The sequence below is a fragment of the Mesorhizobium tamadayense genome (assembly GCF_003863365.1).
Lineage (GTDB): Bacteria > Pseudomonadota > Alphaproteobacteria > Rhizobiales > Rhizobiaceae > Mesorhizobium > Mesorhizobium tamadayense.
Window position 1 is genome coordinate 1 of the sequence record NZ_RQXT01000097.1, and the last position, 11,989, is coordinate 11,989.

Below are 11,989 nucleotides of genomic sequence, written 5' to 3' on the forward strand. Positions count from 1 at the left end.
GGGCCTGCCCAAGGCGCCGTCCTCGGAAAAGATCTTCCTCAACGAGCAGGGTCAGATCGAAGGGTTGTTCTAACATCCTTCGTGCTGAGAATGACCAAGGGCGCCGCGCTGCCGCGGCGCCCTTTTTGTTTGTCCGGATTTCTCAAGCCACCGTCAGGGAGCCGAATTTCTTTATGCCGGCGACCGACATGCTGACGAACTGGTCGAGGATGGTGAAGAAGATGTCCAGGCTGAAACCGAACAGGAAGGCGAAGGTGAACAGGCTGAAGCCTATCCCGGTGACTTCGCCGCCGAGCTTGGTACCCGGCGCCATGAACCAGGCGAGGATCATGCCGGCCAGCGCGCCAAGCGCGATGCGATGGATGAGCCGCGCCAGCGGCGGATTGGGCAACAGCGGGTTGAGGATCATGCGCATGTGGAACATGATCCCGCCGAGCGCGCCGTAGAGCGCGGGCAGGATCCACAGCGCATAGGGACTCAGAACCTCGCTAAGCGTCTTGGCCTGCAATGTCAGCGTCGAAATCGAGCTCGGCGTGATGGTGATGATGCCTGCGCATTGCAGGCTGCGCGTCGCCTCATCGAAATCGGCGCTCACGTCGTCAGCCTGGCCTGCTGTGCTGATGGCATTGACGACTTCCGTAGCTCCCTGATCTTTGTCACTGCCCTTTTCTTGGCTGCAGTCGAAATCCGACTGCTTGAGCGGCTCGGTGCTCTGAGCACCACCGTCTTGCTTGGCCAGCGCGATCTGCTGACCGCAGAACTGGTTTATGGCCATCTGCCTGGGATTTGAGAAATCCGGCGGTGCGCCCGGATTGGTCGGCGAGGCGGAAAGCTTGCAATAGGCCCATTGCATGCCCCAGATCGGGAATGGCGCTTCCTGCGTCATGAACCCTTGCGCCCTCACCAGCAGCGAGGAAAAACGCTGATCGAGCGAATGCAGGTTGTCGACGGAATTGTAATACGCGTCTTTCAGCAGCGTCAGGTCGGTCGTGGAGGCCTGCCGGGCGGTGGCCGAGCCTAGCTGTTTCTTTGTTGCCCAGACCTGCCTGATCGATTGTCCGAAGCGGACGCTGAAATCGTTGTTGTCGATCTCCTGCAGCTCGGTGCTGATCGAAACGCCCCGGTTGTAGACATAGGTCAGCTTGCCGATGATGATCATCATCGTCACGGAAAGGGCGACCAGAAAATAAGTCGCGATGGCGGTCCGCCGCGACATGTCGCCGGGCAACCAGCCCGCCCGCAAGGCGGCCAGAGTGGAGAACGGCACGGTGGCGGAGCAATCGTTGAGCACTGTCTGAAGATTGACCACGGCTGGCTGGCTGGCGGTGGCGTCGTCGAGCTTTTCGGCATCACCGATGGCCGCGAACAGGGCGCTGTCCTTGAACACGCCGTAGCGACCGTAGCTGGCGACCAGCTTCGCGTCCGCGAGCAGATCGGAAACGAGTGGATCCTTGGACGTCGTCATGGCGGACCTCTTGGACGACTACCCCAAATAACCCGGTACAAAACCGTATTGTGACGGGCATCCGCACGGATATCCGGGCGGCCCGGGCGGCTGCGCCCAGCACCAGAAGAACTGGGTGAAGCAGATGGTCCCGGGAGCGTGTGGAGGAACTTGCGCGAAGGCGGGCCACGGCAACAACGCGGCAGCAGCGGCCACGGCCAAAACAACCAAGCTTCGTGCAACGCGCGCTTTCAATTGAGCCCCCAGCCAACCGCGCTTTTCCAGATGCAATATGACTCTCTAGAAGTGCCGGGATGACTTCTGTGAAGTGGGTCACGCTTTCTTGGACTACTTTTCATGCCAGGAAAAAAGGCGCCGCATTGCTGCAGCGCCTTTTGATATTCCATGAGGGTCCGGTCTACGCCGCATTCCGCTTCAGCGCCCGCTGGTTCGACGCGTAGATGGTATCGCGTTCCGGCAGGGCGCCGGTCTTCAGGCAGTCGATCCATTCGGCGGTCTTCAGCACCGCAGCGAAGCGCGACTGCAGCACCACGCTCACGACGCGATGGATGTCCTCGGCGGACGCATAGCCCGCGCTGTTGGCGTAGGGCACCGCCCCGCTGGCATCGGAGAGGAATTCGACCGCAAAACCCATGTGCACAGCATGGATGATCGTCGACAGATCGCAATTGTGCGTCATGTAGCCGACGACCGCGATCGTATCGATGGCGTTGGCGCGCAGCCAGTCCTCGAGATCCGTGCCGGTGAAGGCGGAAGGCAGCGTCTTCTCGACGTAATGGTCGCGGGCACGCCGGGCGATTTCGGGATGCAACTCGCCGCCATGGCTGCCTGTGGCGAAGATCGGCGAGGTCTCGGGCGCCATCTGCCTGACGACCACGACCTTGATGCCGGCCGCGGCCGCGGCGTCCATGGCGCGCGCCACATTGGCGACGCTGTCGGCGAAGGGTGGATGCTGGATGGCGAGGTTGCCGCCGTTATAGTCGTTCTGGACATCGATGACGACGAGCGCGCGGCGCGGCTGGGTGACTGGTGCTGACATGGCGGTTTCCTTTCGACCGGGGTTGATGGGCGCAAAGCTAGGCCGAACATCCACACGCAGAAAGTGGCCCGATTGACATTGTTCGAAAGAATTGGGACACTCTTGCTTCAACCCCGATGGTGTCCGCCATGCGCAATCCGACTATCGCCGTCGTCGCCTTCGACGGCATCAGCCCCTTCCATCTTTCAGTGCCGTGCCTGGTGTTCGGCGCGGACCGCACGAAGCTCGGCCTGCCGCGCTTCGACTTCCGCGTCTGCGCGGCCGAACAAGGGCCTATTCATACCGACGCCGGTCTGAGCATTTCGGTCCCGCACGATCTTTCGGCGCTCGACGAGGCCGACATCGTCATCATCCCAAGCTGGAAGGATCTCGAGGCTCCTCTGGCCGCGCCGCTCAACGATGCGCTCCAACGGGCGCACGAGCGCGGCGCGCTGATCGTGGGCCTGTGCCTCGGCACCTTCGCCATCGCCGCGGCCGGACTGCTTGCGGGACGCAAGGCGACCACGCATTGGGCTTACACCGACCAGCTCCAGGCGCTTCACCCCGACATCGTCCTCGACCCGGATGTCCTCTATGTCGACGACGGCGACATCGTCACCTCGGCCGGCGTCGCCGCCGGGCTGGACTGCTGCCTGCACATCGTGCGGGCTCGCCACGGCGCCGAGGCAGCGCTTCGGCTCGCCCGCCACGTCGTGCTCTCGCCGCACCGGCAGGGCGGACAGGCCCAGTTCATCGAACGCCCGCTCGCTCCGACGCCGGCCGCCGACCGGTTCACGCAGGCTCTCGACAAGGTGCGGGCGACGCTTGGCGAGCCGCACAGCCTCGACAGCGTCGCCGAGGCGGCCGGCCTGACCCGCCGCACCTTCACCCGCCGCTTCCAGAAGTCGACCGGCACCAGCTTCGGCGACTGGCTGGCCGACCAGCGCGTGGCGTTGGCGCAGCGGCTGCTGGAGCAGACGGACAAGTCGATGGATATGGTGGCCTTCGAGGCCGGCTTCGGCAGCGCCACCTCGCTGCGCCAGCATTTCGCCGCGCGGCTCAAGACCTCGCCGATGCAATACCGGCGCGAATTCTCCAGGCGCGCGCCGCCGGACCGGGCGCGATACTCCACATTGCTCTAGAGAGGCGGCCCTCGACCCCTCAGCGCTTCCCGATCATCCGCGCCGGGTTGCCGACCACGGTCGCATTGGCGGGCACGTCGCGCGTCACCACTGCTCCGGCGCCGACGATGGCGCCTTCGCCGATGCTGACACCGGCGAGGATCACCGCGCCGCCGCCGATCCACGCGTTGTCGCCGATCGTCACCGGTTTGGCGATTTCCAGTCCGGCCAGCCGCTCGGTGGCCTCGCGGTGATGCTCGGCGCAATAGATCTGCACGTTGGGGCCAAGCAGTGTTGCCTTGCCGATGCGCACCGGCGCGGTATCGAGGATGGTGCAACCGGCGTTGAGGAAGGCGCCGTCGCCGAGGAACAGGTTGAAGCCGTAAGCGCAGTGGAACTGCGCCTCGATGCGCGCGCCCTCGCCCACGCCGCCGAGCAGCGCCCGCAAGGCCGGGCCGATGTCGCCGCGCTGCCGGGGCGGCAGGCTGTTGTGCTCGAACACGGCATCGCGCGCCATGACACGCAATGCCTCCAGTTCGTTGTCGAGGCAGGTGTACCATTCGCCGGCCGCCATCTTCGCACGCTCGCTTGTCGTCATGGCCGTGCCTCCGATACTGTCCGCCGCCAAAGCACAATCCCGCCCCGAGGGAAAAGCCGTGGCCAAAAGCCCGGCCTATGCTAGCCTGCCACTATGGGACCGTGCGAGGTCCCGATTTCGAGGGGGTCGATCATGCTTTACATTCTCGCACTGCTGATCGGTGTTATTGCGGGCCTGCGGGCCATGACAGCGCCCGCCGCCGTAGCCTGGGGCGTTTATCTCGGTTGGTTGCCGGTCACCGGCACCTGGGCAAGCTTCGTGGGCCACTGGGCCGCCGTCGGCATCTTCACTATCCTGGCGATCGTCGAGCTCGTTGCCGATCAACTGCCGTCGACGCCGAGCCGCAAGGTGCCGCAGCAGTTCGGCACGCGCATTATCGTCGGCGCCTTATGCGGCGCCGTGATCGGCACGACCGCCGGCGCCACCATCGGCGGCCTAATCGCCGGCGCGATCGGCGCGGTGATCGGCACACTGGGCGGTGCAGAAGCGCGTGCGAGACTGGCGGCCGCCTTCGGCAAGGATCCACCTGCCGCCTTCGTCGAGGACGCCGTGGCAATCATCGGCGGCCTTCTGATCGTGGCGGGTGTGGCATGACAGCGAAGAGCTTCGACGCCATCGTCATCGGCGCCGGCCAGGCCGGCCCGCCTCTCGCCGGCCGGTTGGATGCCGCCGGCATGAGCGTGGCGCTGATCGAGCGCAAGTTCGTCGGCGGCACCTGCGTCAACACCGGCTGCATGCCGACCAAGACCATGGTCGCGAGCGCCTATGCGGCGCATCTTGCCCGCCGCGCCGCCGATTATGGCGTCTCGCTTTCCGGTTCGGTCGGGGTCGACTATCAAAGGATCAAGGCGCGCAAGGACAAGGTGACAAACGACGCCCGCGGCAATTTGGAAAGCTGGATCGCCGGGATGAAGGGCTGCACCCTCTACCGCGGCCATGCCCGCTTCGAATCCGCCAACACCGTGCGCGTCGGCGACGATCTGCTGACCGCGCCGAAGATCTTCCTCAACACCGGCGGCCGCGCCTCCGTGCCGGACCTGCCCGGCGTCAACGACGTTCCCTACCTCACCAATTCATCGATGATGGATCTCGATGTGCTGCCCGGCCATCTCATCGTCGTTGGCGGCAGCTACATCTCGCTCGAATTCGCGCAGATGTTCCGCCGCTTCGGCTCCGAGGTCACGGTGATCGAGAAGGCCCCTCGGCTGACCGGCCGCGAGGATGAGGACGTCTCGGCCGCCATCCAGTCGATCCTCGAAAACGAAGACATCACCGTCCATGTCCGCGCCGACGACATCGCCTTTGCCAGGCAAGGCAACGAGATCGCCGTCACCTTCTCCGCCGGCAAGCCGCCGGCGGTCGGCTCGCATCTGCTGTTGGCGCTCGGGCGCACGCCCAACACCGACGATCTCGGCCTCGACAAGGCCGGCGTCGAGGTCGACCAGCGTGGCTTCGTCGTCGTCGACGATCAATTGCGCACGAATGTGCCCGGCATCTGGGCGATGGGCGACTGCAACGCCAAGGGCGCCTTCACCCACACCTCCTACAACGACTACGAGATCGTCGCCGCCAACCTCTTCGACAACGATCCGCGCAGGGTGAGCGACCGCATCGAGGCCTATGCGCTCTACATCGATCCGCCGCTCGGCCGCTGTGGCATGACCGAGGCGGCCGTGCGCAAATCCGGTCGCCGCGCGCTTGTCGGCCAGCGGCCGATGACCCGCGTCGGCCGTGCCATCGAGAAGGGCGAGACGCAAGGCTTCATGAAGATCCTGGCCGATGCCGACACCGGCGAAATCCTCGGCTGCTCGGTGCTCGGGCCTGGCGGCGACGAGGCGATCCACTGTGTGCTTGACCTGATGTATGCCAAGGCGCCGATCAAGACGCTGGCGCGCGCCATGCACATCCACCCCAACGTCTCCGAGCTTCTGCCGACCATCGCCCAGGAGCTGAAACCGCTGACCTAGGAGCTTCTGCGCCGACAGCCCGGCCCGGCTGGACCACTCGACAGCCCTGCCGCAAACATGCATGGCTGGCCTCTCCGTTGGAGGCCCCCTCTATGCAAAAGACGATCGAACGCATCGCCGGCGACAGCGAAGGCGTCACTTACGAATTCCCGATCTTCCGCTTCGAGGGCACGGACAAGGCGGCTCCGACCGCCTGCCTGCAAGCAGCTCTTCATGCCGGCGAATTGCCGGGCGTCGTCGCTATCGACGCGCTGATGCCGATGCTTACCAAGGCGGAAGCGGAAGGCCGCGTCAGGGGCGCTATCACCGTCGTGCCCTGGGCCAATCCGATCGGCCGCGCCCAGTATCATTTCGGCGAGCATCAGGGCCGCTTCAATCTCGGCACCCGCACCAATTTCAACCGCGCCTTTCCGCTGCTTGCTGCGCCAGACGCCAAGCTTTTGCCGGACGTCAGCCTCGGCGGCGCCGACCGCCGGCTGAAGAACCGGCTGGTCCAGCTTTCGCTCGGCAACGACATCGTCCTCGACCTCCACTGCGACGACGAGGGTCTTGCCTATCTCTACATCCACACCAGCCTGTGGCCGCATATGGCCGACTGCGCGGCCGCCATGGGCGTCGATGCGGTCCTGCTCTGGAGCGAGGACAATAGCGGCACCTTCGAGGGCGCCTCGATCATGCCCTACCAAAATGTGCCTGCGAGCGTCGCGCGCTTCGACCGGCGCGTCGCCACCACGGTCGAATATCGCGGCATGCTGGACGTCGACGGCGCTTTGGCCGCGTCGGATGCCGCGGGCCTCTACCGCTTGCTGGTGACGCGCGGCGTCATCCAGGATCCTTCCGTTCCGAAGGCAGGCAACTTCACCGGCGCCGTCGTGCCGCTGGAAAACATCGAGATGATGCCCTCGCCCAGAGCCGGCGCGATCCTTTACGACGTCAAGCCCGGCGATCGCGTCGCCAAGGGCGACAGGCTGGCGACGATCGTCCATGCGCCCGGCGAACTCGACGGCCGCACCGAGGTGTTCGCGCCGCAGTCGGGGTTCATCCTGACCCGCCGTGCGCGCCGCATCGTCCGCGCCGGCGAGGATCTTTTGAAGCTAGCCGGCGACAAGAAGAGCGACGACGCGCGCTCCGGCACGCTGGAGGACTGAGGGAAGGGTTTAGCCATCCGCGCTGAAATCCAGTTGCGCGACTGCCCATTCGCCGCTATGGGAGTCGCCATGAACATGCGTTCGAACAAGACCGTTTGGTGGTGGGCTCGCTGACAGCGGCCGGTTCGAACGCGCGTGCGTGAAAATGAGGGTGGCCGCAACGGAAATGTCCGGGCGGCCATTTGTTTTTCCAAGCCATTCCCGGGTCCGTTGCCCAAACGCTGATGGAGACGGCAATGACGACTAAAGTTCTGGACAACGGGGCCGAGCGCTTCGTCACCGAGGGCGGGGTGACGATCACCCGAGAACGCCATGACCAGCCCTATGAAGGCGCGATCGATGCCTATGTCGACGGGCTGAATTCGCGCCGCGGCGCGGTGTTTTCTTCGAACTATGAATATCCGGGACGCTACACGCGCTGGGACACGGCCATCATCGACCCGCCGCTGGTGATCTCGGCGCGTGGCCGCGCCATGCGCATCGAGGCGCTGAATGCCCGTGGCGAAGCGCTGCTCCCGGTGATCGGCAAGACGTTCGGCGCGCTGAGCGAGGTGACGGTTGCCGAAACCTCGAAAAAGCTGATCCGCCTCGATATCGCCAAGCCCGGCCGCGTCTTCACCGAGGAGGAGCGCAGCCGCGTTCCGTCCGTCTTCACGGTGCTGCGCGCCATCACCGCGTTGTTCAAGACGGAAGAAGACGCCAATCTCGGCCTTTACGGCGCCTTCGGCTACGACCTCGCCTTCCAGTTCGACCCCGTCGACTACAAGCTCGAGCGCAAAGAGAGCCAGCGCGACCTCGTGCTGTTCCTGCCTGACGAGATCCTGGTCGTCGACCACTATTCGACCAAGGCCTGGACCGACCGCTACGATTATTCCGGCGATGGCTTTTCCACCGAAGGTCTGCCGCGCGACGCCGCCGCCGAGCCGTTCAGGACCGCCGACCGCATCCCGCCGCGCGGCGACCACGAGCCCGGCGAATATGCGAACCTGGTGCGGCGCGCCATGGAGAGCTTCAAGCGCGGCGACCTGTTCGAGGTCGTGCCCGGCCAGATGTTCTACGAGCGCTGCGAGACCCAGCCCTCCGACATCTCCCGCAAGCTGAAATCGATCAACCCGTCCCCCTATTCCTTCTTCATCAATCTCGGCGAAAACGAATATCTGATCGGCGCCTCGCCGGAGATGTTCGTGCGCGTCAACGGCCGGCGCGTCGAGACCTGCCCGATCTCCGGCACGATCAAGCGCGGCGACGACGCCATTTCCGACTCCGAGCAGATCCTCAAGCTGCTCAACTCGAAGAAAGACGAGTCCGAGCTCACCATGTGCTCCGACGTCGACCGCAACGACAAGTCGCGCGTCTGCGAGCCGGGCTCGGTGCGCGTCATCGGCCGCCGCCAGATCGAGATGTATTCGCGCCTGATCCACACCGTCGACCACATCGAGGGGCGGCTGCGCGAAGGCATGGACGCCTTCGACGCGTTCCTGTCGCACGCCTGGGCGGTGACCGTCACCGGCGCGCCGAAGCTCTGGGCCATGCGCTTCATCGAGCAGAACGAGAAGAGCCCGCGCGCCTGGTATGGCGGCGCGATCGGCATGGTCAACTTCAACGGCGACATGAACACCGGGCTGACGCTGCGCACCATCCGTATCAAGGACGGCATCGCCGAAGTGCGCGCCGGCGCCACGCTGCTCTTCGACAGCATTCCCGAGGAAGAAGAAGCCGAAACCGAACTGAAGGCATCTGCCATGCTCTCCGCCATCCGCGACGCCAAGACCGGCAACGCCGCAGGCGCCGAGCGCGCCACCGCGCGCGTCGGCGACGGCGTCAACATCCTGCTGGTCGACCATGAGGATTCCTTCGTCCACACGCTGGCCAACTACTTCCGCCAGACCGGGGCCAATGTTTCCACCGTGCGCAGCCCTGTGCCGGAAGAGGTGTTCGAACGGCTGAAGCCCGATCTCGTCGTGCTCTCGCCCGGCCCGGGCACGCCGAAGGATTTCGACTGCGCCGCCACCATCCGACGAGCGCGCGAGCGCGACTTGCCGATCTTCGGCGTCTGCCTCGGTCTGCAGGCGCTGGCCGAAGCCTATGGCGGCGAGTTACGGCAACTGCACATCCCGATGCACGGCAAGCCATCGCGCATCCGCGTCTCGAAGCCCGGCATCATCTTCTCGGGACTTCCCAAGGAAGTGACCGTTGGCCGCTATCACTCGATCTTCGCCGACCCGGTGCGCCTGCCCGACGGTTTCGTGGTGACGGCCGAGACCGAGGACGGCGTCATCATGGCTTTTGAGCATCGCAAAGAGCCGATCGCCGCCGTGCAGTTCCACCCGGAATCGATCATGACGCTCGGCCACAATGCCGGCATGCGCATCATCGAAAACATCGTTGCGCGTCTGCCGCGCAAGGCCAAGGAGAAGGCCGCCTAAGGCGGCGCGCTGGGATGAATGCGGCGACCACGATGAGCACGGCGCAAGCAAAGGCGGCGGCCAGGCAAAAGGTCGCCACCCTTGCCTTCTGGTCGATCGTCGTCGCCGGCGTCGTGCTCGCCCTCAAGGTCGCCGCCTGGTACATCACCGGCTCCGTCGCGCTCTTTTCGGACGCGGCGGAATCGATCGTCAACGTCATCGCTTCGGCCGCCGCCTTCTGGGCGATCCAGGTCAGCTACAAGCCCGCCGACCAGGATCATCCCTTCGGCCATCACAAGGCCGAGTATTTCTCGGCCGTTCTGGAAGGCGTGCTGATCGTTGTCGCAGCACTCCTGATCCTCAACGAGGTCTGGCAGTCCTGGCAGCATCCCGCGCCGCTCGAGCAGCCCTGGAAGGGCCTTGGCGTCAACGGCGTCGCTACGGTCATCAACGCGATCTGGGCCTGGACGCTGATCCGCGCCGGCCAGAACGCGAGGTCACCTGCCTTAATCGCCGACGGCAGGCACATCATGACCGACGTGGTGACGTCCGTCGGCGTGTTCGGCGGCCTTGTCGGCGCGGTGCTTACCGGCTGGCAGATCCTCGACCCGGCGCTCGCCGTCATCGTCGCGCTCAACATCCTGTGGCAGGGCTGGCATGTCATCGGCTCGTCGATGAGCGGGCTGATGGACCGCGCCGTCGACACCCAGGAGCACATGCAGATCCGCGACATCATTTCGGCCAATTCGAAGGGCGCGCTGGAGGTGCATGACCTGAAGACGCGCATCGCCGGCCGCGCCACCTTCATCGAGTTCCACCTGGTCGTCGATTCCGACATGACGGTCGGCGCCAGCCATGTCATCTGCGACCGCATCGAGGACGCGCTGAAGGCCGAGATCCCCTCGGTGCGCGTCACCATCCATGTCGAGCCGGACGACGAGGCCAAGCTGCCGAAAGGCACGACGGCGGTGCCCTTCGCCTGAGGCGTTTTATCCCTGGATCAGTTGAAGACGTCGTCGAGAGCGGGCCGCATCTGTTCCGCAGGCCTTTCCAGCGCCGCCTCGACAAAACCGTCGTCAAGCGTCCCGACCACTTGGTCGAGCCAGTCCCAGTTCTGTGAAAGACGCTCGTCAAGCATTGGCGGATCTCACGGCGTGCAGGCCGACTGCGGCATCGGATTGAGCCTATAGACCTTGTCGTCCGACTTCGTCTTGCCATCCGCTGTCTTCGAGCACAGGTCAATGATAGCGAGCGCGCTGTTGGGGTTGGCCAGCATCATCGTGCCGCCGGCGCCGCGCTTCAGGAAAATCTCCTTCTGCGAGATGTCGCAGGCAAAGTCGCTCATCTTCGAGCTCGCAGAGCAGCGCCATTGATCGGCCTCGCCCTGGCAGGAATAGGTCTGCGTGACCTTGGCCCCCTTCTGCCTGGTCGTCACCGAGACGGCGATGTCGGCGCCGGCGGGCCAGTTGGCGGCGTCGCCGCTAGCAGCGAAGGAGGCGAGCTCGATCGGGCCGCGGAAAACGCGGATCGACTGCGTCAGCTGGCCAGGATGCGTTTTTAGATGCGCGTCATCGTAGTCGCGGCCGTAGCAGAAGGGCTGGTCGGGCTTCAGCCGCTCGCGCAGCGGGACCCCTAGCGCCGGATCGATCGGATCGATGCGCGCGAACTCCGCCTTGCAGGTGTCCGCCGGCACCGGATCGAGACGGAAATTGTCGTCTTCGTTGCCCAGCGCCTGCTTGTTGTACTCCGCCGCGCCGAGATCCTCCTCCGCGCCTGCATCGAGATACACGTCAGGCTGCACGTTGGAGAGGATCAGCCGGCCCTTGTCGTCGACCTTCAGCGAGGCGAGCGTCCGGTCGCATTCCATGCCGCAGCGCATGCCGCTCGCCTTGTCGCTCGCATCCTCCTTGTTGCACCAGCCAGCCGCCCACTCCGGTTTCGTGGCGCCGCGCGCCGTGGTGGTGAGAAAGCCGTTATAGGCAGCATCGGACATCGCGCTCGGCTCCTCGTTCGGCCGGCTCACCGGGTCGTGGCCATAGTAGAAGAAGATGCGCGCCACCTTCTGGTGCGGATGCGCCTTGAGATGGGCGGCGTCATAGACGCGGCCGAAGCAGGCGTCGGCGCCATTAGGGCTGAGTTCGGTGAGTTTGGGAGCGTCCTCTGCAAGTGCGGCGCCTGAAATGAACAATGCCGCGCCGAGCGCCGCGCCTCCAACCGTCCTTGACGTCATGCCACCCTCCTCGCCCCGACAGGACTGTGATTTATGC

General features: G+C 65.0%; 11 protein-coding genes. 6 read left to right on the plus strand and 5 right to left on the minus strand.

Annotated features, from left to right (window positions below):
- Nucleotides 1–142 precede the first annotated feature (142 nt).
- Both EH240_RS35815 and EH240_RS35820 read right to left on the minus strand, forming a co-directional pair.
- A complete protein-coding gene (locus tag EH240_RS35815) occupies nt 143–1,465 on the minus strand; it encodes a hypothetical protein (RefSeq protein ID WP_125007068.1) in 1,323 nt (440 codons plus the stop codon).
- Between the two features lie 397 nt (nt 1,466–1,862).
- Nucleotides 1,863–2,504, minus strand: a complete 642-nt coding sequence (locus EH240_RS35820; protein ID WP_125007069.1) for a cysteine hydrolase family protein — start codon at nt 2,502–2,504, stop codon at nt 1,863–1,865.
- 128 nt (nt 2,505–2,632) lie between these two features.
- On the opposite strand from EH240_RS35820, the gene EH240_RS35825 reads away from it, so the two are divergent.
- Complete coding sequence (locus EH240_RS35825; protein WP_125007070.1) at nt 2,633–3,625, plus strand: helix-turn-helix domain-containing protein; 993 nt, start codon at nt 2,633–2,635, stop codon at nt 3,623–3,625.
- Between the two features lie 19 nt (nt 3,626–3,644).
- Here the strand turns inward: EH240_RS35825 and EH240_RS35830 are convergent, their stop codons facing one another.
- A complete protein-coding gene (locus tag EH240_RS35830; RefSeq protein WP_125007071.1) occupies nt 3,645–4,202 on the minus strand; it encodes a sugar O-acetyltransferase in 558 nt (185 codons plus the stop codon).
- Nucleotides 4,203–4,334: 132 nt separating this feature from the next.
- On the opposite strand from EH240_RS35830, the gene EH240_RS35835 reads away from it, so the two are divergent.
- From EH240_RS35835 to EH240_RS35855, 5 genes are all read left to right on the plus strand, one after another.
- Nucleotides 4,335–4,796: a DUF4126 domain-containing protein gene (locus tag EH240_RS35835; RefSeq protein WP_125007072.1), complete on the plus strand. Its 462-nt coding sequence runs from the start codon at nt 4,335–4,337 to the stop codon at nt 4,794–4,796.
- On the plus strand, nt 4,793–6,169 hold the full coding sequence (locus EH240_RS35840; protein ID WP_125007073.1) for an FAD-containing oxidoreductase: 1,377 nt from the start codon (nt 4,793–4,795) through the stop codon (nt 6,167–6,169). The genes EH240_RS35835 and EH240_RS35840 overlap by 4 nt, the downstream gene beginning before the upstream one ends.
- Before the next feature lie 92 nt (nt 6,170–6,261).
- Nucleotides 6,262–7,317 carry a M14 family metallopeptidase gene (locus EH240_RS35845; protein WP_125007074.1) on the plus strand — a complete coding sequence of 352 codons (1,056 nt, stop codon included), beginning with the start codon at nt 6,262–6,264 and terminating at the stop codon, nt 7,315–7,317.
- A 236-nt stretch (nt 7,318–7,553) separates the two neighbouring features.
- A complete protein-coding gene (locus tag EH240_RS35850; protein ID WP_125007075.1) occupies nt 7,554–9,743 on the plus strand; it encodes an anthranilate synthase in 2,190 nt (729 codons plus the stop codon).
- Between the two features lie 32 nt (nt 9,744–9,775).
- On the plus strand, nt 9,776–10,705 hold the full coding sequence (locus tag EH240_RS35855; protein WP_245436688.1) for a cation diffusion facilitator family transporter: 930 nt from the start codon (nt 9,776–9,778) through the stop codon (nt 10,703–10,705).
- Nucleotides 10,706–10,722: 17 nt separating this feature from the next.
- On the opposite strand, the gene EH240_RS38385 is transcribed toward EH240_RS35855, so the two are convergent.
- Both EH240_RS38385 and EH240_RS35860 read right to left on the minus strand, forming a co-directional pair.
- On the minus strand, nt 10,723–10,860 hold the full coding sequence (locus EH240_RS38385; protein WP_167484313.1) for a hypothetical protein: 138 nt from the start codon (nt 10,858–10,860) through the stop codon (nt 10,723–10,725).
- A 9-nt stretch (nt 10,861–10,869) separates the two neighbouring features.
- Nucleotides 10,870–11,952 carry a hypothetical protein gene (locus tag EH240_RS35860; RefSeq protein WP_125007077.1) on the minus strand — a complete coding sequence of 361 codons (1,083 nt, stop codon included), beginning with the start codon at nt 11,950–11,952 and terminating at the stop codon, nt 10,870–10,872.
- Nucleotides 11,953–11,989: the final 37 nt, after the last annotated feature.